Below are 21,235 nucleotides of genomic sequence, written 5' to 3'. Positions count from 1 at the left end.
TGGAAATGCAAGCCTTGCGGCCTATTTGGACCGGGCAATATTGAGGGTGGTAAAACTGAATGGCAACGATCTGGTCTGATAGAAGAGTAGGTGAGCTGAACGAGGAACCGACAAAGCTGTCGCCTGAAGCGGTGAGGTCGCGTTTTCAACAGGATTATGACCGGTTGTTGTTCTCGACACCCGTACGTCGGCTGTCGGACAAGACCCAAGTTTGGCCGATGGATGACAATGACGGCGTGCGCACCCGGCTCACACATTCACACGAAGTTGCCAACTTGGCGCGCTCAATTGGCTCCCGCATCCACAATGCTAATGCAACGCTTTTCTTGGAAGCAGACCTATATCACGTGATCCAGCCGATGCTTACCGCGATAGGCCTGGCGCACGACCTTGGGAACCCGCCATTCGGACATCAGGGTGAGGCCGCCATCGGTCGATGGTTTGATCAGCGAAAGGAGTGGATTTTCACGAACCATGCCGAGGGTGGGCGCGGATTGCCGACCGCTATTCCCGATGATCTACACGCCGAGTTCTTAAAGTTCGATGGCAACCCGCAAACACTTAGGCTTATAACTAAGCTACAGACGAACATCGCGCATCTAGGGCTCGACCTTACCTCGGCAACGTTGAGCGCGGCAATCAAGTATCCGGTCGGCGCTGCAAATCGCGACAAAAAGAACCCGATCGCCAAGAAATATGGGTACTTTGAAGCAGAACGCACGCTCGTCGAACGTCTGCGGATGGAGACAGGACTTGCTGAGCGACAACGCCATCCGCTTACCTGGATAATGGAAGCCTGCGATGACATCGCCTATTCCGTCCTCGACGTCGATGACGCGATGAAGAAGGGCGTCATATCACCGGATGACGTGCTTGCGAGCCTCCGTGCCGATAAGAATACATGTGAGCATGCGGCGGTAACGAAGGTGCAGGCAAAGTTTGAAGAAGTCGAAAGTGCAGGCAGGCGTCCAGAACTCGCCCGTGATATCAAGATCGGATACCTACGCGCCTTTTTGATTGAAGCACTTATTGACCATGCCAGTGGCACCTTCGTCACCGCCGGGGAAGCGATTAAGGCTTTCTCGCACCAAACACCTCTGATGGACGACAGCGACTTGTGTGAGAAACTCAAGTCGCTCGCCCGGCAACATGCTTTTGGTAATCCAGGAGTTCTACGAATGGAGGCGAGCGGGGCGGAGGCGATCGACGGTCTGATGACTGCGTTCTGGGATGCAATCCACGACCGCCCGGCAGAAGACTTCGACGACATCCTGGCCCGCAGGTCCGGTGCGAAAAACAAGTATGTCTTCGCACTTATCAGCCAGAACTATCTTGAGGACGCTTCGCGCGCAGCGAACGCCAGCGGTATTGCTGCATCAATCCGCTATCGCGAACTGCGCCTTTTGACTGATATGCTCTCGGGTATGACCGACACGTTCACGATCAAGCTCTGGCAAGAGCTGAAAGGCATGCATTGAGGTGACAACGGCGGAAACACTGCCAAAGGTCAAGCGACGAGTCGACGACTATCTTTGGCGGGAGGACGGGCTTCCGATCCGTCGCCTGCGCGAAGTCTTTGCGACCCAATTCGAGCCGCTTGGTCCGGTGGCCATAATCGGCGGCTTGGTGCGAGATATTGCACGAAAGGGAAAGGTCGGCTTCCAGTCTGATATCGATCTAGTAATTGACGCTGAACCAGCAAGCGTTGCCGCGCTGGCTGCAAAGCTTGACGCGACGCCAAACCGCTTCGGGGGTTTCTCCTCGATCCATCCGCTCTGGAAGATAGATTTCTGGTCGCTGCCCAACACTTGGGCTGCGGCAGTAGGGCTGGCGCAAGTAAACACTCTGGCAGATCTAGTGAATACCACCTTCTTTGACTGCGACGCGATTTGTTACGAGCTGCAAAAGCGCAGGGTCCACGCAAAACCCGATTATCTCGAACGGTTGGCCGAGCGTATCATCGACATCAACTTGCTACCCAACCCCTCAATTGACGGCAACCTTTTGCGTGCTGCCCGGCGCATCCTACTCTGGAACTTCAGACCTGGCCCTGAGTTGTGCGAATTCATCGAACGCGAGCTGAATAATGAGTCGTTCGGTCGTATCGTCGCAACGGAGCAGGCAATCTATCAGAATGACGTTATTGGTACATTTAGCGGACCAAATGAGCTCACCGACTTTTTGCTAGGGGATGAAATGCCGGCCCAGTTTTTGGGCTTTGGCCAACAACTAGAATTGCCTGGTTTCAATGAGTAGGCTCTGCTTGACTACTGGTTGCTTTTTCAATTTCTGTTGAACTGGCCCTACGGGTCAATGTTGACTTGGCCGCCCCAGAACGTCAGCTAATGGTTGATCGCGTCGAATGATGAACGTCTCAAATTGGGGCGCATTTCAGCCATTCGCACAGCTCGGCACATTCCATTCGACTTCTCCCAATAACGAAGCATTGGTGTCGCTACTGAATCGCGGCTCAAAGGAGCCGCTGCTCCGGGCGCACTGAGCGATGCCGGACCATGGGTGGTGGGAACGGCATGGTGCTGCGCCCGCACAGGAGAACCACCCATGACAAAGACCAAAGAGAAGAAGCTGAACTCGAGCAAAGCAAACGCAAAACGCAAGACTAAAGCATCGATCGTAGAAGGCCTACTTGCGCGTGAGGACGGTGCGAGCCTAGATGCGATCGGTAAGTCGACCGGCTGGCAGACGCATAGCTCGCGGGCCTTTCTGACCGGTTTGCGAAAGAAGGGCTGCGAGTTAGTCCGGTATAAGGACGGCCAAGGCGCGTCGATCTACAAACTGACCTCGCGCAATGTCGATGAGGGAACATCCTGATGGCTGGTAAGAAGGTCGCGCTGCCAAGGGACGAGGACCTCTCACCAGCGAAGTTAAGGGAAGACTGGGCGCGTCGGTTCGGGGCGCCAAGTCCGAACATATCACCAAAATTACTGCTGCTGGGAGTAAGCTACAAGCTGCAAGAGCAACGGCTGGGCGGACTAAGCAGAGAAGCCCGATCTCTGCTGAGGCAGCACGCGAAGGCCAATTCAGCACAGACACCGTTGTCGCCGCCGCGCAAACTCACATCGGGAACTCAGCTGGTGCGTGACTGGCACGGTACTGGCCATACAGTCACTGTCTTAAACAAGGGCTTCGAGTATGATGGTAAAGAATGGCGCTCCCTAAGCGCGATTGCCAAGGCCATCACCGGCACGCACTGGAACGGTCCGCGCTTCTTCGGTCTGACGGAGCAGCGCCGATGAAACCCCTTCGCTGCGCCGTTTACACCCGCAAGTCCACCGAGGATGGGCTTGAGCAGGAGTTCAACAGCTTGCACGCCCAGCACGAGGCCTGCGAGGCGTACATCTTGAGCCAGCGCCATGAAGGATGGGCGCTGGTCGAACGAGCCTATGATGACGGAGGCTTCTCAGGTGGCAGCATGCAGCGTCCAGGGCTGCTTGCATTGATCGAAGACGTCGAAGCAGGTCTCGTCGACGTTATCGTGGTCTATAAGGTCGACAGGCTCACTCGCAGCCTCGCTGACTTTGCGAAAATCGTGGAACGGCTGGACGCTAAGGAAGCCAGCTTCGTATCGGTGACCCAAGCGTTCAACACTACCACCAGCATGGGGCGGCTGACGCTGAATGTGCTTTTGTCATTTGCCCAGTTCGAGCGGGAAGTGACCGGAGAGCGGATCAGGGATAAAATTGCAGCATCAAAGAAGAAAGGCCTGTGGATGGGCGGGCCAGTCCCACTTGGCTACAAGGTGATCGAAAGGAAGCTGGTACCGGTGCCAGAGGAAGCCGAGCGCGTAAGCATAATCATGCGTCGGTACATCGCATCGCGCTCCGCCAATGAACTGATCGCGCAGCTTAATGCCGAAGGCATTCGAACCAAGATCCAGCGCCGTACCAGTGGTCCACACAGAGGCGGTATCCCATTCAAGCGCGGCAGCCTGTTCCACCTGCTCAAAAATCCGATCTATCGGGGCAAGATCGTCCACAAGGGTACCGCCTATGAAGGCGAGCACCAACCGATTGTCGATGAGAAGCTTTGGAACACGGTGCAATCTAAACTGAACGAAAAGGCGCCGCCGCGCAAACGTCCGAAGAACGATACGCAAACTGCATTTCTACGTGGTCTACTCACCGATCCACAGGACCGACCAATGGTCCCAACTTATGCCACGAAAGGCAGCAGGCGGTATGCCTACTACGAGACCCGCAAGGATTTGGCACGGCCCGATGATTTTCCAGCAACCCGTATCAGGCAGGGCCAGCTTGAGCGTCATCTCATTGTACAGCTCACAGCGCTGCTGGAAGACGAGCATGTACTGCGCAGGCTATCCAAATTGACTGAGGCCAATCAGCTATTGGGTATGTTCGAGGCGGGGCGTGAACTGGCTGCACGGTTAGTTATCAGTGAACTGCGCCAGCCTACCATCGCCAAACTGATCATATCGATCCAGTTTGCTGACGACCATCTGGACATCTCTTTCGATCCAAGTGCTCTTGGTATCGAGGCAGCCAATTCGTGGCGCTGGAGCATCCCCGCCCCATCTTGCAAACCGTTTCGTGAAACCAGGCTGCGGATTGATCCGGCAGCCGAGCAGGCAGAGCTAGATCCTCAACTGATCCAACTGCTTGTCGATGCGAAGGGAGTCCAAGAGTTGGTACTGGGATCACCCGAGCTAAGCCTGAATCAAATTGGCAAACGAGAAGCGCGATGCCGCACCCAGCTTGCCAAGTACCTTCGCTTTTCATGGCTAAGTCCGAGGATCGTCGAAGCCATCCTCACTGGCGATCAGCCTACGGGTTTCAAGCGTACGCAACTCCTCAAGTGTGATCTGCCCACCGACTGGGGCGCGCAAGAGCAGCTTCTCGGATTCGCTACCTAATTGACTACATCCAGCCAGCAAGCATGGTGAAGCCTAGAAATCCGCTACAGAGAATATTGCGGGTTTCGCGGTTCTGGAGACCTCTCCTGCGTCAGTCTTAGGCTGCAGGGATTCAATCGCAGTCAACAAAGCCCGCCGACTTGCGCCGTCTTCGGCGAGATCTCGGAGAGACGGTAGGTATTTGGTTCACTTGAAGACTGCTTGGTGCCCTACAGAGGACAAAGATGGGCACTTAAATTATTGGAAATTTTCGGTACAAGGCCCTGAAATAACCTACGGCGCTCCAGTTATTAATACGTCTTAATTCAGCAAGTTAGCCCACCAAGCACATACCCTCGCCTAAGGGTTAAACGGTGTGGCATAAGCAGGGGTATGGTTAATCGCAGAAATTTAGCTTATGGGAAAGACCATTGTAAGGGAGTCAGCCAATTAGCACGCTCGAAAAACCTCGTAATCATGCAATACCCAAAAGGTCTGCTTTCGCGTTCGCTGAGACTGGAGATAACTACGGTGTGAAAGCAAAAGTCATGAGGTATCCGATGGATTTCGCACCTATGCATCCTCGAGTTGCTAATACCATCGCTGTTCGCCAAAAGGAAAAACGACCGCCAAATGACGCTAAATAGTTCTCTGTTTATGCTGGTATCATTATGCAATTGTCGTGAAGAAACTTTCATCACCGTAGATATACAGATCCAGAATGAAGTTTGAATTCACACTTTCATATTTAACACTAATAGTGTTTTCATTTACTGAATCAAGAACACATTATATACTTGGCCCTTCAGTTTATGCTTTTTTGTTTGCTACTTCAGCATTTTTTCTAAAGAAAACAATGCCCCGCCTTAATTTTTTTGGGGCACTTATTTTAATGACCGCCCTGTCGATTACATTATCTTTTTTACAATTGCTTATACGCGGATACGGCCTTTACATCATCTATGATTTCGCACTCTCCATTGCATCATCGTTACTCGGTGTCAGCTCCGCCTATTATTACAACTTAGAAAAACATTAATTGACTGTAAAACTTAAGTAAAAAATATAAAGTATATTGCAACTAAAAGGCTTAGCCAGAATATTGGGAGTAGCATCAAAGCCCAACGCCAAAATTTTGCGCGAAAAACTGCCTTTTCGTTCATCAAATTTTCCCAGAGACTTAGACTATATCACACTTATTATTCTAATGGTATTTTTACTTTTTAGGCGCGGCCGATACTGTGGTAATCGAACCCGCGTGCGCGCACTTCGTCGGGGTTGTAAATGTTGCGCAAATCCACCAGCACCGGCGCTTTCGCCAGTTCCTTGACCCGCGCGAGATCGAGCGCGCGGAAGGCGTCCCATTCGGTTACGATCGTCACCGCATCCGCGTTTTCGATAGCGGCATAGGGATCGTCCGCCATGTGCACTTTAGGTAGCAGCGGCCGGGCCAGTTCCATGCCTTCGGGATCGTAGGCGGAAACCTCCACCCCGGCATCGATCAGCGTCTGCGCCACGGCAATCGCCGGGCTGTCCCGCATATCGTCGGTGTCCGGCTTGAAGGTAAGGCCCAACAGCGCGACCTTCTTTCCGCGAGCATTGTCCATGCCGCCGATGGCGTCGAGCACCTTGCGGCCCATGGCGCGTTTGCGGCTGTCATTCACCTTGACCACCGCTTCCACGATGCGGACCGGGCTGTCGTAATCCTCGGCGGTCTTTAGAAGAGCGAGCGTATCCTTGGGGAAACACGACCCGCCATAGCCCGGCCCGGCGTGCAGGAACTTCGGCCCGATGCGCCCGTCGCTGCCGATGCCGCGGCTTACATCCTGCACGTCTGCCCCCACTTTTTCGCACAGATCGGCCATCTCGTTGATAAAAGTGATCTTGGTGGCGAGGAAGGCGTTGGCGGCGTATTTGATCAGTTCCGCGCTGCGGCGGCTGGTGAACATGATGGGCGATTCATTGAGGAAGAGCGGGCGATAGACCTCGTTCATGATCTCGCGACCGAAGTCGGTTTCCGCGCCGATCACGATGCGGTCGGGCCGCTTGAAATCGCCGATGGCCGCACCTTCGCGCAGGAATTCGGGGTTGGATACGACTGCGACCTGAAAGGGTGTGTTGCTGTCCGCCAGGATTCGCTCGACCTCGTCTCCTGTACCTACCGGTACCGTCGATTTGGTGACCACTACCGCATCGCTGCTCAAATGCTCGGCCACTTCGCGCGCGACAGCATGGACATAGGACAGATCGGCATGGCCATCGCCGCGGCGGCTGGGTGTGCCGACGGCGATGAAGATGGCCTTGGCCCCGTCGATCCCTTCGGCAAGATCGGTCGTGAAGGTCAGGCGGCCCGACGCGACATTGCTGGCAACCAGCGCGTCCAGGCCAGGCTCGTAAATCGGCATCACACCTTCGTGCAGGCGGTCGATCTTGGACTGGTCCTTGTCAATGCAGACCACGTCATGCCCGAAATCGGCAAAGCAGGCCCCTGAAACCAGACCTACATATCCCGAACCCACCATTGCGATTTTCATTCGTTACAGCCTTTGCCTGGTCTGCCGCACCTTAGCAGATACGACACTTAAAGTTCGAAGCGTGTTGCCTGCCAATCTAGAGATGGTCAACCGACGGCACTAGCTTTTGAACACTGGAGGCAGTACCCACATTCAAATCACGAATTCTCATACACTAAAAGCATCTGAACGATGCGCTTGAGGTCTCAATTGAAATCGTTCGACCGCATCGTTTGGAACTGGCGCGACGCGGCGATGCGCCCGCGCGCTTCCAACATTCTTTCAAGGGCCAAACGCATCATCGCTCGCCGCACTTGGCGTCATGTGCAGTCCTTTAAGGGGGTATTTATTCCCCTGTCGGTGCAAATCGAAACGGTCCCAGTCTTTCCACATGGGTTGGATGGGATATTTATCTCGGGAGATGCGCAGATCGGTAAGGATTGCGTTATTTTTCATCAAGTCACAATCGGCAAGAACACATTGCCAGATTCTCCGACCTTCGGTTCACCGATACTGGGCGATAGTGTCTATATCGGCGCTGGCGCCAAGATCATCGGGCGCATCACTATTGGTAATAATGTGCGGATTGGAGCGAATGCGGTCGTTACCATCGATGTCCCGGACAATACGACGGTCGTCGGGCTCAATGAGATCAAACCGCAAAACCGTGCACGCGACAATCGCTTCGTCGCTCGTGGCGAGGACGGCTGGTACGCCTTCGATAGTTCCGGAAAAACAAGATTGCCGGAAGTCCGCCAGGAAATGCTCGATCAAGCAAGCCGCCGCTAACTCTGCGTTTGTGTGACTGTGCTTAGCCTGGCTTGCGCAGCAGCACGCAAGCAATACTGTAATTCCGGAACAGCCATAGCCAGCGGTGATAACGTCCCAAGAAACGTGCGCGGTCTGCGAAATAGAGATAGGGCGCTTTTGCCAGCGCCTTGATCCGCCGGAGACGCTCACTCATCGACATCGCGCGTAAATCGGCGAGAAAATTTGTATCGACTACCAGTTCGCTCCAGATAATGTCGTAATCAGGCAATAGCGCCGCGAGCTCTGTAACATCGGGCCGGAAATAGTTGTCGATCGGATCCTGATGGTAAGGGTAATCCGAAGGTACCGTGAGCAATAGATGTCCGCCCGGCGGTAGCATATGATCGCACATTTCGAGAAACCCTTCGCGATCCTCCAGATGTTCGAGCATATTCGAACAAATGATCAGCATTGGAGAGAGCGCTAGAATTCTGGCTCGATACTCGAGATCGTACACGTCGCCAGCCAGATCGACACCATCATCCGCTTTGATATCGGCATGCAGAACAGTAGTCCCGCGCGCTCTTAGCGGTGCGAAGATCTCATATTCGATATGCGGCTGCATATTTGTGCGGAAATCAGCCGTGGACGAACCCAGATTCAGGATCGGCTCGATGGCGTTATCCGGTAACTCGGACAGTATCCTGCCGATGGCCTGTGCTTCTGTCGGGCGCATTCTACGGCCTTGCTACTTGGCTATGGTTGGACTGGCGACATACAGCATATTGCTGTCCCCGGATACCGAGCCGATCAGACCGCGCGCCTTGCGCCCGAACTTGCGTTTCAAGCTACCCTCGCTGGGGCGGCTGCGCATCCCACCGGGCATCGGAATCGATTTCTGCAAATCGAATCCACCACGCTTCAGCAAGGTCGCCAAAGATGAAGGGGTAAAATACTGTACATGCCCGGGCGCGCCCAGCAAGGGACCGCGCAACCGCTCCATCCGATCGGAAAGCCGCACGGATAATGCGCCGAATGTAGGAGTTTTCGAGACATAAATGCCGTCACGGCCAAGCAACAAGCGCACGCGCTGGACAAAAGCCAGCGGATCGCGAAGGTGCTCCAGCACGTCCCACATGGTAATCACGGCAAAACTGTCAGGCTGTCCGTATTGCAGGAAATCGCCTGCCTCCGCTTTGCAGCCAGCATCGCGGCAAATAGCTGCTGCATCGTCTGAAACTTCCAGTCCCTGGGCATCCATACTTGCACGTTGAGCTGCTCGTAGAAACGCGCCGGCACCGCAGCCAACATCCAAGACCCGATCGCCTGATTGTACCGTGGGCTGAATATGCTCGGCAATTAACCGGTCAAAATTATTATCAAGCACGGGATCTTCGCGATAGCCGGCATAGCTGTGGCCGTAAACCGATTGTTCGACCTCAGATTGTTCTTGCAAGGTCGTCGGCATCCAGCGGTGACCGCATTTGTTACAATGAGGGAAATCGCGATCGTCAACGGCTGAGGCGTGCATCCCACAGGCCGGGCAATCGAGTGTCTTGTCGGTCATTCCTGCAAGTTCCATTCGGCGAAAGGTCATGCGGCGGTTGCGTCAACTTTTGCCGACGATGCCCTTGAAATAAGCAATCGTTTTATCGAGCCCATCTTCCAGCGGAATCGACGGCTCCCAGCTCAGCTTCTCTCGTGCAAGCGAAATATCAGGCTTGCGCTGTAATGGGTCGTCCGGCGGCAACGGTTCAAAGATAAGCTGCGATTTCGATCCAACCTTTTCGATCACCATTTCGGCAAGTTGGCGAATAGTGAACTCGCGTGGTGTACCAATATTTACCGGACCGGTGAAGCCTCTTTCAGTATCCATCAGCGCCAGAAATCCATCGAGAAGATCATCGACGTAGCAGAAGCTGCGCGTTTGCTCGCCTTCGCCGTAAATCGTAATGCTCTCGTTTTGCAGGGCCTGCACAATGAAATTTGAAACCACACGACCATCGCCTGCGTTCATCCGCGGGCCGTAGGTGTTGAATATCCGCGCGACCTTTATGTCAAGCCCATGCTGGCGATGGTAATCGAAAAACAGCGTTTCAGCGCAGCGCTTGCCTTCGTCGTAACAGCTGCGGACGCCGATAGGATTGACGTTGCCCCAATAGCTTTCCGGCTGGGGATGCACCGCCGGATCGCCATAGACCTCGCTGGTCGAGGCCTGAAAGATGCGGCAATCGAGCCGTTTGGCAAGACCTAGCATGTTGATCGCGCCATGCACGCTGGTTTTGGTCGTCTGAACTGGGTCGTGCTGATAATGTATCGGCGATGCCGGACAAGCTAGGTTCCATATTTCGTCTACTTCCACGTAAAGAGGGAAGGACACATCGTGCCGCATAAATTCGAAGCGCGGCTCGTTTGCCAGGTGGTCAAGATTCGCTTTCGTGCCGGTGAACAGATTATCGACGCACAGTACCTCGTCACCCCGATCGAGCAGACGGTCTATCAGGTGCGAGCCTAGGAACCCAGCACCTCCAGTGACGAGAACGCGGCGGCGGCTGTAGTTTCCCCTTGGGGTAACCGGCATAGTGGTATCCTTGAATGCTGCATTCGTGCGGAATGATGTGCGCCCTATGGCCGAATGCCGGCGAAGTCCAGCAACGGTAAAGCCGCTTGGCGCAGGAGTTCTGATCGGCTAGGCGCTTCTCGCAATGCGACGGGGCGGCTGGGGTTTACTATCGCTTACCGGGAAATGCTGCTTTCAGCCGCCAGAACCACGGATCAACGAATGTTATCGAAGCTGCTTCCAAAATTCCTAGCTTCCATCATAGGCGAGATGTATGGCCGCCGCCGCTGGCAACTGGTCGGGTTGCTGGTCATTCTGATTGTGAATGCGATTGCAGAATTTGCCAATTTCGGACTGTTCTTCATATTGGTGCGTTTGCTCAGCGCCGATCTGGGTGGGGATCAGGCTACAGCAATGCCCGTCGGTAAGATCGAAGCGACGCTGATGGAGCTTACACCGCTCAACTTGAGCTTGTTGTTTATCGCCATCTTAACAGTCGCCAGCGGTATTCGCTTGTTTACATATTGGGCCAGTGCACAGTTTTCCTACCGTTTGTCATATGATTTCGGCACGCGCGCCTATTCGCGTTTTTTGCACCAAAATCTGGCATGGCATAAGAATACCCACAGCGGCGATATCATTGCTATCCTCACCAAGGCGCAAGTATTGTCACACGCGCTCGTGTTGCCGATTTTACAGGGATTGACGGCAGCAATCACCGCGATGGGAGCCATCGCCTTTTTGCTCAGCGTATCGCTCGTTCCGACCCTCGTGCTCGCGCTAATTTATCTTTTGAGCTATCTTGCCATCGCCTTATTGGTGCGCCCCGCGCTTCGGCGCAACAGCATGAAAGTCAAGCTGGCTCACGCCTCTCGGGTGCGGTCAGGGCAGGAAGCTGCTGCATCAATTCGAGACGTTATCTTGGGTGGCTTACAAGGCCATTTTACCGAAAAATACCGGGTCTACGATGCCGATTATCGCGACGGACAATCGAACTCGCTGGTTTTGACCGGCATGCCGCGTTTCCTGTTGGAATCGATCGGTATTGGATCGCTGATTGCCTTAACGCTGTACTTCTTCCAGCGTGATGACGGGTTGGCAAATGTGCTGCCTATCCTCGCCGCCCTGGGTCTCGGTGCGCAAAGGCTGCTGCCATTGGCGCAACAGATATATGCTTCTTGGGCTACGGTATCGGCCAATCGAGAGATCGCGTCGGAAGTGCTAGAAGCGGCGCGTCGCCCGGCCCAGCTTTCATCGAAGCGTAGTGTTGCCTCGCTGCCATTTGAAAAATCGATCGAGCTGGAAAATGTCAGCTTCAGTTATTCAGATACCCTTTCGCCGGTTCTGGACAACGTAAACCTCACTTTTGATCGCAGCAGCACAATCGGCGTCGTTGGCCAAACGGGCGGCGGCAAGAGCACTTTGATTGATATCGTCATGGGCCTTATGACCCCAACGCAGGGGCGGATGCTAATCGATGGTTATGCGCTACGCGACAGCGAGGACATCCGTCGTTGGCAAGCCAATATCTCGCATGTACCTCAGGAAATCGTATTGATCGATGCATCGATCGCGGAAAATATCGCTTTCGGCACCAATCGGGACCGGATTGATATGGCCAAGATGGCGGACTGCATCACCATGGCCGAGCTTGATGCCTTTGTAGCGACTTTGCCGAACGGTGCGGAAACCCGTGTGGGTGAGCGCGGCGCGCAGCTTTCGGGTGGGCAGCGTCAGCGAGTAGGCCTGGCCAGAGCCTTCTATTCCAGTGCACCCGTCATGGTATTGGACGAAGCGACCAGCGCGCTTGACACGACCACCGAAACCAAAATTATGCACCGCATCGCACATGTTTCGGAAGATATGACGGTTTTTATAATCGCGCATAGGCTCTCTACCCTGAAAAGCTGCGATATCATCTACGAAATTGGCGAGGGCAAGCTAACACGCTTTGAAACAGAAGCCTATCTGTCGCGCCCAGAAGCAAGTTTGACTTAATGGTTCATTGGGCCAGTTGTGCGTATAAGCTGGTTAATTCATCCAGATAGTGATCCGCGTTAAAACGCGTGGCCGCAAGTTCGCGGGATCGCTGCCCCATTGCAGCCAGCTGTTCTTGATTATCCGATAGTTGTATCAGTCTATCGAGCACATCTTGTTCATCAAGGCTGGTCAGCATACCGTTGCCGTCGAGAAACATTTCTCGGCTATCGCCTGTATCGGAAATCAGCAAAGCATTGCCTGCCTCCATCGCCTCCATCACCGATTGTGAGGGGTAGTTGTCTGGCTGGATCAAGCTTACGAAAATACTGCTTTGCGCCAGAGTGTGTGGCAAATCGGGGTCGAGACCCACTTTGGCTTGGCCCGCTACTGGAGCCAGTATCTTGCGAATTTCTTCCTCCTGATCTCCGAAGCCAAGTATCTTGACTTTCCAGTCGGGCCGCGTCTGCAGGAATCGCGCCGCTACCTTTGCAAACAGCACCGCATTCTTCCGCGCCATGAACCGATGCGCAAAAACGATCGTTTTTTCCTTGGGCATGGATCGATCGCCGTTTTGCCTCGGGAGGAAAAATGGCCCGGCAGCGCGAAATAGCGGGAGCGTTGGCGCAAGCTTCGTGAATTTGCGCGCAACGCTTGGGCTGACCGCATGATAGGCATCGTGCGATACCATGCGCGCCGGTGCCCAGCGCCCCAGCTTATCCACGATATCTGGGCTCGTCAGTTCGAATAGTGTAGGCGTGTTGCGGATATAGGCGATACGCATATCCAGAAACAGATGAACCAACTCGATCGAGCGTGCCTTCAATTGCCGTTCCATAGTGGGGTTGCCCCGCCACGCCATAAGCCCGGATTGGTTGAGAAACCGCCATAAGCGAGGGCTGCGTTGAGTGGCCCGCAAAGCACGATCCATCAGTCCGCCCCACTGATAGTCGACCGCATCAGACATTAATTCGGGGTAGAAGCGTGCCAGCTCCGGACGAAGCGAAGGCTGTATCCATAGCTCCGCTGGGTAATCGCGCTGGCGCAAGGAACGATATATCTTAATCGCACGGTTTTGCGCGCCCGAAAGCTTATCTGTCGAGATCAGGATTGCGATCTTAGGTTGATGCGCGCCGCTCATAGTTCTGCGCCTGCCAAATGCGCGCGATAAGCTTGTGCAATATCCTCGATCCGACCGTCGCTGCGCACGAAACGCACTTCGGGCTCCATCCTATGACCCAGACCTTCCTCGACCGACTGACGAATTTCACCGATCAACTCCAGAATCTCGGCGGCTTTCGCCCTCCCTCGATTGATGATGAAATTCGCGTGGAGCGGGGAGACTTGCGCATCGCCGCGCTCCGCACCTTTCCAGCCCATCCGCTCAATCAAGACACCGGGAGGACCGAATTTGGCGTAACTGGCCGGATTGCTTTTGAATACAGATCCGCAATTGGGAAATTTACGTGGGAATTTAAGGCGGCGTGATCGCAATATATCGATCATCTCGCGCCGCATCGCTTCCGAATCACCCGGCTCCAGCTTCAAATCGACTTCGCCAATCACCTCGTCCTGCCCGCTGAAGACGGAGCTGCGATAGGCGAAATCGCATTCTTCACGGTTTCGCGAGACGATATTGCCTAAGCGATCGACACTTTTTACCGTCACGACATGCGATCCGATGCCGCGCCGCATGCTCCCGCCATTCATCATCACCAGGCCGCCGACTGTGCCGGGAATTCCGCAAATATGCTCCAGTCCCGATAAGCCGCGCTGTTGCAGTGCGCGCGCGACCATCGGCACCCAGGCTCCGCTCTGGAAACCGATTGTCGCCGCACCTGGGCGATGATCGAAATCGGCGAAACTATTGCCCAAACGGATACACAAAGCATCGATTGAACGATCAGTGATGAGAAGATTGCTCATTCCGCCCAGAATTAGAGTGGGAATATTCTGTTGCGCGGCAAAATACCGGAGTTGCTGCACCTCTTTAATAGAGGCGGGGCAAGCCATCACTCGGACTTTACCGCCAATTTCCCACCAAGACATTGCCCCTAAATCGACATCGAGCGAAACGCGGCCAGGGCAAATGGTTTTGATTTGCGTGATCGCCGCGCGGTCCAATGTCGCGCTCACCAACCTTGCGGTTCCAGGCTTACCTCAGCCCCCAAAGAGCGCAGCTTGGCCGCGAAATCGACGTAGCCACGCCCGATCTGCCAAGCATCTTCGATCACCGTCGTACCTTCGGCAATCAACCCGCAAAGTGACAATGCCGCGCCTGCCCGCAAATCTAGCGCACATACGGTTGTGCCCTGGAGCAATCCAGCGTTGCCATGAATCGTCAGCAATTCGCGCTCGATGCGATAATTCACACCCATCTTCGCCATTTCGGCTGCGTAATCATACCGGCCGGGGAAGCGCAAGTCGACTATGCGAGATTCGCCCTGTGCCGCAGCAGCCCAAGCAGCAAGGATCGGCTGTACATCCGAATTTATTCCGGGATGCGGCCCGGTGCTGATCTCAATCGGAAAAGGCCGCCCCCCGCGCACAATCAAAGCATCTTCGCCCCGAAACAAATTGGCACCGGCCGCGGTCAGATGGGCGAGGACCACTTCCAAATCGTCATATGGGAATTCAGCGATTTCGATATCGCCGCCCGTCATCACAGCTGCAGATAACCAAGTTATCGCTTCCATATTATCGGGGATTACACGGTGGTCGCATCCGCTTAACGTTTCGATACCTTCGATCTCGATGTGTTCCTGCCCCATCACCGTGATCTTCGCGCCCATCGCACGCAACATGGCAATCAGGTCGAGAATTTCAGGTCGAATATGCGGATTCCAGATGCGAGAAACACCATGCGCCAGCGTCGCGCACAGTACGGCGTTCTCAGTCGCGCCGGTGGATCGCATCGGCAAATGGATCTCCGCACCTTTCAACCGGCCCTCGCTGCGCGCGCAAAGATCGTCGCCATCTTCCCAGACCTCTGCACCGAGATCGCGCATTAGCTGCACATGGATGTCGTACCTGCGCTCGCCCAGCTTGCAGCCACCAGGCAAAGGCACGCGGCCCTTCCCGGTGCGGGCCAGCAGACATCCGAGAATAAGCAGTGTATTGCGGATTGAACGCCCATCCCAAGCAAGTCGATGCGGCGGCATGCGGCCCTCTTCGATGGTAATAGCGTCCGGCCCCGCTTGAGTGGTTCGCTTGCCCAACGCCTCCAACATGCCGACATGGATTTGCGCGTCCAGAAGGGCAGCAGGGTAGTTCGACAATCGTATAGTACCGCTAGTAAGCAGGCTCGCCGCAAGCAACCGCAAAGCACTGTTCTTAGCGCCAGCCAGTTCGATCCGCCCGCAGGCTGGTCTTCCGTCCATGCGGACATGGAGCCGCGCGGTATTCTCCGCAATTGTGTCGGTCGGTTCAAGCACGCAAATTCTTGTCCTGCAAAAAATCGACCAATTGGTAATATTGCGGCGAATGATTGTCGTGTTCGACGAAGTTGCCACCTGCATCGAAAAAGCCCGGGCACATGCTTACCGCCTTTGCCACATACGTATAGTTCATTTCCAGAATTTGTGGTAAGCCAGCCTCGTCGAATAGAAAATCGTAAGCCATCGTCTGAAAGTTAAAACGCTTCGAGATGTCCTGCGCCATCTGAACACAATCCATCCGCATTTCCGACGGATTATATTCGATCATCCCGCTACCGCTGGCGCGAAAATCGCCCTGCCGCGTTTTACGGCGGAACGTGAAGGCGCGGCTGCCGATTGTTGTAACTCTTAGATCGTGCGAATTGCCCGGAAGGAAGTGTTGCAGCAAAAGACATTCGCCGATTATCGGTACGCCTCTTGTTTCGCGCCCTAAGATTTTACGAGCCGTCCGCCTGAACAAGCTACCCCGTTCGGGCATGCGCTTGCCATAACTCTTGCTTAAATCGCCCTCACGAATTCGATCAGCAAACAAATCGCGCGCCAGACGCCTCAATTCAGCCTCCTCGTTCAACAACGTGACATTGATCGATCCGGCACCTTTGCGCAGTTTCGCGACAATCGGAAAGACGCCCCAATCTACGATCCAGCGCTCTACATCTGCTTCGGAAAACAGCGCATCCGTTTGCGGAGATGCAATTTTCTGAGCCTCGAAAAAGGCCGCTAGCCGCAGCTTGTCACCTGTCATCCGAAAGGTATCTCGCCCCGGCAGGCAGGCGATATCCATCGCTTCCAACTGCGGAAGGATCGCTTCCATAATCATAAGATCCGGTTCAATCCCCTTGGGGCGCGCAATGAAATGGCTAGTCTGCTTCATCTCGGGCCAGAAATCGCGATTATACCGCACTCGGCGGTGCTCAATCCCATTGCGTTCCAAAATGTTTTCAAATCGTGCAGGAAACGAAACGTCGCTCGCGCCGCCGAAATATTCGGGCATCTCGCTATCGAGGTCCAGCAACGCAATATTATGGGACATGAAATGAGGCGGCTTTCGGGGGACATGACGGAATGGCAAAATTTCACGATGCCCTAGTCGCGAAACCTTGCAAAATAAACTGTATAATTGCGTTTCATGCAGTCGCCCCTAGCAATGAACGGTTCATCGGTATTGTGTGTAACATACACGAGAGTTAACGGCTGGGCTTCCGGCAACTTGCACGGCGGGGCACTCCTATCAAAATTCTTTTCGGCGCATATCAGACGGAGCATTTTTCCAATGGAGGTGTTGAAAGCGCCACGCGCATCTTCGAGGCACTGAAGGGGTGGTTCGACTGGACCTTGGTAACGACGCGCGAAATGCCGCGCACGCAGCGCTGGCGCGAAGGCGGCGCATCCGTTTCTATTGCACCCTTCGATGAAAATGCAGGACGATTTGACCGCAGGTTTGCCGGGCTTCGCTGGGCCGCCATTTTCGCCAAGTGTCTGCGAGAATCAACACCAGACATAGTGCATCTAAATGACATCCAAAGCTATCAGGCATATTCCTTCCTGCCGCGATGGATGCGGCGGCAACCACTGATCTTCACCTTACGCGATACGCGCCCACCGGGGGTTCCCTACACGCCTATCTGGAATCGTATGGCGCGGGAGGCTGATCGTATTGTAGTGCTAAGTCGCGAAATGGGTGCCGAATTGGCTGCGGCAGTGCCGGCTGCGGCCGAGAAAATCGCAGTCATCCATTCGATTGTGGATCTTGAAAAGTTCGCACCATCGTCCGGGCCCGACCGGGATAGCGCACGCAACAGACTTGGCATCAAAGCAGACGATTTTGCGATCGGCTGCATTGGCGCGATCAGGGAAAAGAAAGGGCAGGCGGCCTTTGTTCAGAACGCCCTACCCGTGATATTCGAAAACAATCCCAACGCGCATGTGCACTTTATAGGCGATAATGGTGCACCCTCGCACCCTTATTGGACCGAATTCTCTCAGGCAGCTTCTACATCTGAGCTTTCCAGCGGCATCTCGATCCATGGCCATTGCGACGACGTGCACCGATGGTATCGAGCACTAGATCTAATCCTAATCCCGGCAAATTACGAAGGTTTGGCGAGAGCCATGATCGAAGGAATGGCCTGCGGAGTGCCGATAGTTTCGACCGACGTGTGTTCCGCACGCGAAATGCTCGATGAAACCGGTGCCGGACTCGTGGTCGAAAAAGGTGATTGGTCCGCAATGATCGCTGCCGTCGATCGGATGAAAGACCCTGCTTTTCGCAAAGCATGCGAAGCTTCGGGGCGAGCGGTAGCGGATCGATTGTTTGATGAAACAGGCATAGCCAAACAAGTTCAGCAGCTTTATGAGCAAGTGCATCGAGATAGCGGAGAAGCCCGGCGGGACGGGCAGTGAAATGATCAAGGTTTTGTTCTTTCTCACCCATTTGGGTGGGGGCGGTGCGGAAATGCATTTCGTCCGACTATCACACGAACTACGCGCTAATGGCGTCGAACCGATCTTTGCAACCACGCGCGGCGGCGGTGCATACGAGCCATTGCTGCAAGAAGATGTCGAGCATATCGTCTTGCCGACCGGCGGAATTTCTTCCGGTACAATCAGGCTCGTTCGTTCGATTACTCCGTTGGCCGATCTTATCGATCGGTTGAAGCCAGACATACTCTGCCCAGTTCTCAGTTTGACCACTTTGCCTGCGATCGTCGCAGCCAAACGCGCTAGGCATCCGGTGCAGGTGATCCTGTCAATTCAGAATGCGCTGGGTTCGCAGCTGGCCAATACGAAGCAGCCGTTCCGATCGATCCAAGAATTCTTTACCGAACAACTTTGGCGCGATGCTGATGGCGTTATTGCTCTCTCGCAGGGCGTTGCGAATGAAATTGGTCAACGCTTTCCAGCACTGCGCACGAACATAAAGGTCATCTATAATATTGGCAAACCGACTACCGATGAGCTGAGGCGCGCTGCTGCGACCGAAATTTTCCCTGCCCCCCCCGGGCGCATGGTTGCCGTGGCATGCGGTCGCCTGACAAAGCAAAAAAATTATCCTGCTATGTTTGCTGCATTGGCGCAAATCGATGCGCGAAAACGTCCATTCTTGCGCATTCTCGGCACTGGGGAAGATCGCACAGAGCTGGAGCACTTGGTATCGGAACTGGGCTTGTCTGATGATGTCGAGTTCCTTGGCTTCAGAGGAGATGTGCTGAGCTTTATGGGCGCAGCAGATATGTTTTTACTATCTTCCCGTTGGGAGGGTTTCGGCAACGTAATTGTAGAGGCCATGGCGATGGAAACAGCTGTAATCTCGACCGCTTGCCCGCACGGGCCGGATGAAATTATTACAAATGGGGTCAATGGGGTGTTGGTGCCCGTAGAAGAGCCTGCACAATTGGCTAAGGCAATCGAAGCCTTGATGGCCAACGATGCGCTGCGTGAACAACTGGCCAAAGCGGGGTCGGAACGCGCTGACGATTTTAATGCTCCAAAAATCGCTCGGCAATATGCTAAGGCTTTGCACGATTTTGCTGACCAAAAGTCGATAGTCGGGGCGGGACACGCAAATTGAGTGCATTTAGCGCCCGAGCAGGTGTCGACACCGCCGACTTCAACCCTTTCGTAGAGATTGCTCCGACCTATCGGGCAATCATCGTGGCCTATTTTATCTTCTGGCAAATACTGCCGGAGACGGTGATGGCGATGAAAACGGAAAGTGCTTCGGCAACCGTTTTGGGCCTGTCGCTTCTGACGCAATATGCGTTGATCTTCCTAGCTATCTTGCCTTTCCTGTTTAAGCGCATAGGCAGCCTTCCAATCGGCTGGCTCAATCCCCTCATCCTCGGACCGCTGCTTGATATCATCAGCAGACTGATCCGGCAGCCATTGCATATTGCCGAACCTTTTCTGATCTGGTTCAGCGAACCAAGCCGGATCGAACATCGTTTGCTTACCTATCATACGCTGGAAGCAACGCAGTGGGTATTTCTGAAGACGTTGCTGATCGCGCTCGTCGCAACCATTACCTATTTTCTGGCATTCATTCTTTCCAATCCAGGAAGCGGTCCATCGGCTAACAGCAAGCCGAAAAAGAGACCGCCACCGCCACCTGACTTGTATTTTATCGCAATATTCGGTGTCTTGTTCGCCGCATTCATCACCCTGTTGACGATCAATGGCGGGCTTCAACAACATCTAAGCGGTTTGGCGCTGGGCCGTTTTCAGATGCGAGAAAGTTTCGGACCACTTCTGGTCGCTATCGGCTTCATGCCAATCCTGTTGATCTTGTGGTATCTCACCAAGCCTACCGTGCTCAGAAATCCAATTTTCTGGATTTTGTTGCTGATGGCGCTGGCGTTCCAATTCATCTCCGATGGTAGCCGATCCTCCGTGGTTTTCCCTCTGGTGATATTGTTGGCGGCATGGATGTATTACAATCATCGCGTGCCGGCGTTGACTGGTATATTACTCGTCTTTGTCACAGTTTTCACCCTTGCGACGCTGGGGCAGATTCGGCAATCGGTGAACGATCCGGAAGCGAATATAAACGCTACGGTGGTGGCCAATTTCGACATTCCCCGCCTGGTGGCAGAAGCCGACGAACACGAGGCGGCCAGATATGCGGTTTCCGGGCCAATCGCCATCGCCGCCAAAGTGCCGGAGCAACGAGACTACCTATACGGCGAAACGTATATCGGTGCGCTTACGTTCTGGCTGCCCCGCTCAATATGGGAAGGTAAACCCCGTGGTGCTGGCGCTTCGGTCAATGCGCTGCTGTTTCAAAACAAGAAAGAGGTTGCTGGGTTTACCGGGGCGAGCTTCCCGGCAGGCGCCGCAACAGAGGCTTATTGGAATTTTGGTTACCTTGGTACCGTGCTTGTCTTTACCTTGTTCGGTGTCTTCCATCGGTGGACCGCTGCGCGGGTGGTTCACAGGCCGAATGATCCATTCAATATCATTCTCCTATTGCTAGCTGTGGTTGTATTCCAGACACCAGATACGGACAGTTTCGTGCCCTTCGTTCAAATGCTGATCTTGACGATGGTAACGGTTGCGGGGATGCGGCTATTCCCTAGCAGGGTCGGACAAAGGCCTCTGCTGGCACCCACACAACGCCCTGTGATGTAGG

The 21,235-nt window shown here is 54.3% G+C and carries 18 protein-coding genes; 10 read left to right on the top strand and 8 right to left on the bottom strand.

What is annotated here, in order from left to right; all coding sequences use genetic code 11:
* The first annotated feature begins 59 nt into the window (after positions 1-59).
* The 5 genes from dgt (at position 60) to HME9302_RS12975 (ending at position 4,891) form a co-directional block, all read left to right on the top strand.
* Positions 60-1,478 (top strand): dGTP triphosphohydrolase, encoded by a 1,419-nt coding sequence (gene dgt, locus HME9302_RS12995; protein ID WP_115365350.1) that lies wholly within the window; start codon positions 60-62, stop codon positions 1,476-1,478.
* 1 nt (position 1,479) lies between these two features.
* Positions 1,480-2,256: a hypothetical protein gene (locus tag HME9302_RS12990; RefSeq protein WP_115365349.1), complete on the top strand. Its 777-nt coding sequence runs from the start codon at positions 1,480-1,482 to the stop codon at positions 2,254-2,256.
* 306 nt (positions 2,257-2,562) lie between these two features.
* Positions 2,563-2,832, top strand: a complete 270-nt coding sequence (locus HME9302_RS12985; protein ID WP_115365348.1) for a DUF3489 domain-containing protein — start codon at positions 2,563-2,565, stop codon at positions 2,830-2,832.
* Positions 2,832-3,257: a DUF2924 domain-containing protein gene (locus tag HME9302_RS12980; RefSeq protein ID WP_115365347.1), complete on the top strand. Its 426-nt coding sequence runs from the start codon at positions 2,832-2,834 to the stop codon at positions 3,255-3,257. Before HME9302_RS12985 ends, HME9302_RS12980 begins: the two co-directional genes overlap by 1 nt.
* Complete coding sequence (locus HME9302_RS12975; protein WP_181815627.1) at positions 3,254-4,891, top strand: recombinase family protein; 1,638 nt, start codon at positions 3,254-3,256, stop codon at positions 4,889-4,891. Before HME9302_RS12980 ends, HME9302_RS12975 begins: the two co-directional genes overlap by 4 nt.
* 1,202 nt (positions 4,892-6,093) lie before the next feature.
* Here HME9302_RS12975 and HME9302_RS12970 read toward each other — a convergent pair.
* Positions 6,094-7,404, bottom strand: a complete 1,311-nt coding sequence (locus tag HME9302_RS12970) for a UDP-glucose dehydrogenase family protein (RefSeq protein ID WP_115367346.1) — start codon at positions 7,402-7,404, stop codon at positions 6,094-6,096.
* 189 nt (positions 7,405-7,593) lie between these two features.
* Here HME9302_RS12970 and HME9302_RS12965 point away from each other — a divergent pair, with 189 nt between their 5' ends.
* Positions 7,594-8,172 carry a serine acetyltransferase gene (locus HME9302_RS12965; protein WP_230080013.1) on the top strand — a complete coding sequence of 193 codons (579 nt, stop codon included), beginning with the start codon at positions 7,594-7,596 and terminating at the stop codon, positions 8,170-8,172.
* A gap of 22 nt (positions 8,173-8,194) precedes the next feature.
* On the opposite strand, the gene HME9302_RS12960 is transcribed toward HME9302_RS12965, so the two are convergent.
* Genes HME9302_RS12960 through HME9302_RS12950 form a run of 3 tightly spaced genes read right to left on the bottom strand, consistent with a single transcriptional unit; the run spans position 8,195 to position 10,714 of the window.
* Positions 8,195-8,869, bottom strand: a complete 675-nt coding sequence (locus HME9302_RS12960) for a class I SAM-dependent methyltransferase (protein ID WP_115367345.1) — start codon at positions 8,867-8,869, stop codon at positions 8,195-8,197.
* Positions 8,870-8,881: 12 nt separating this feature from the next.
* Positions 8,882-9,700, bottom strand: coding sequence for a class I SAM-dependent methyltransferase (locus tag HME9302_RS12955; protein WP_181815786.1), 819 nt, complete (start codon positions 9,698-9,700; stop codon positions 8,882-8,884).
* Positions 9,701-9,742: 42 nt separating this feature from the next.
* Positions 9,743-10,714 carry a UDP-glucuronic acid decarboxylase family protein gene (locus HME9302_RS12950; protein WP_115367343.1) on the bottom strand — a complete coding sequence of 324 codons (972 nt, stop codon included), beginning with the start codon at positions 10,712-10,714 and terminating at the stop codon, positions 9,743-9,745.
* A gap of 201 nt (positions 10,715-10,915) precedes the next feature.
* On the opposite strand from HME9302_RS12950, the gene HME9302_RS12945 reads away from it, so the two are divergent.
* On the top strand, positions 10,916-12,691 hold the full coding sequence (locus HME9302_RS12945; RefSeq protein WP_181815785.1) for an ABC transporter ATP-binding protein: 1,776 nt from the start codon (positions 10,916-10,918) through the stop codon (positions 12,689-12,691).
* 4 nt (positions 12,692-12,695) lie between these two features.
* Here the strand turns inward: HME9302_RS12945 and HME9302_RS12940 are convergent, their stop codons facing one another.
* Genes HME9302_RS12940 through HME9302_RS12925 form a run of 4 tightly spaced genes read right to left on the bottom strand, consistent with a single transcriptional unit; the run spans position 12,696 to position 17,122 of the window.
* The gene (locus HME9302_RS12940) at positions 12,696-13,811 is read right to left on the bottom strand and encodes a glycosyltransferase family 4 protein (RefSeq protein ID WP_115367341.1); all 1,116 of its coding nucleotides are present in this window, start codon (positions 13,809-13,811) and stop codon (positions 12,696-12,698) included.
* Positions 13,808-14,794, bottom strand: coding sequence for a UDP-N-acetylmuramate dehydrogenase (murB, locus tag HME9302_RS12935; protein ID WP_147270833.1), 987 nt, complete (start codon positions 14,792-14,794; stop codon positions 13,808-13,810). Before murB ends, HME9302_RS12940 begins: the two co-directional genes overlap by 4 nt.
* 8 nt (positions 14,795-14,802) lie before the next feature.
* Positions 14,803-16,104 carry a UDP-N-acetylglucosamine 1-carboxyvinyltransferase gene (locus tag HME9302_RS12930; protein ID WP_230080012.1) on the bottom strand — a complete coding sequence of 434 codons (1,302 nt, stop codon included), beginning with the start codon at positions 16,102-16,104 and terminating at the stop codon, positions 14,803-14,805.
* Positions 16,097-17,122 (bottom strand): ATP-grasp domain-containing protein, encoded by a 1,026-nt coding sequence (locus HME9302_RS12925; RefSeq protein WP_147270832.1) that lies wholly within the window; start codon positions 17,120-17,122, stop codon positions 16,097-16,099. The genes HME9302_RS12930 and HME9302_RS12925 overlap by 8 nt, the downstream gene beginning before the upstream one ends.
* 179 nt (positions 17,123-17,301) lie before the next feature.
* On the opposite strand from HME9302_RS12925, the gene HME9302_RS12920 reads away from it, so the two are divergent.
* The 3 genes from HME9302_RS12920 to HME9302_RS12910 are packed head-to-tail and all read left to right on the top strand — an operon-like array spanning position 17,302 to position 21,234.
* Entirely contained in the window at positions 17,302-18,510 is a 1,209-nt protein-coding gene (locus HME9302_RS12920) for a glycosyltransferase family 4 protein (RefSeq protein ID WP_326833173.1), read from the top strand.
* Positions 18,461-19,678 carry a glycosyltransferase gene (locus HME9302_RS12915; protein WP_115367337.1) on the top strand — a complete coding sequence of 406 codons (1,218 nt, stop codon included), beginning with the start codon at positions 18,461-18,463 and terminating at the stop codon, positions 19,676-19,678. The genes HME9302_RS12920 and HME9302_RS12915 overlap by 50 nt, the downstream gene beginning before the upstream one ends.
* On the top strand, positions 19,675-21,234 hold the full coding sequence (locus HME9302_RS12910) for an O-antigen polymerase (protein WP_115367336.1): 1,560 nt from the start codon (positions 19,675-19,677) through the stop codon (positions 21,232-21,234). Before HME9302_RS12915 ends, HME9302_RS12910 begins: the two co-directional genes overlap by 4 nt.
* Position 21,235 lies beyond the last annotated feature (1 nt).

This window comes from Alteripontixanthobacter maritimus, assembly GCF_003340475.1.
In the GTDB taxonomy this organism is placed as follows: domain Bacteria; phylum Pseudomonadota; class Alphaproteobacteria; order Sphingomonadales; family Sphingomonadaceae; genus Alteripontixanthobacter; species Alteripontixanthobacter maritimus.
Note: the sequence above shows the minus strand (reverse complement) of the source record. Positions and strands in the feature narration are given on the sequence as shown.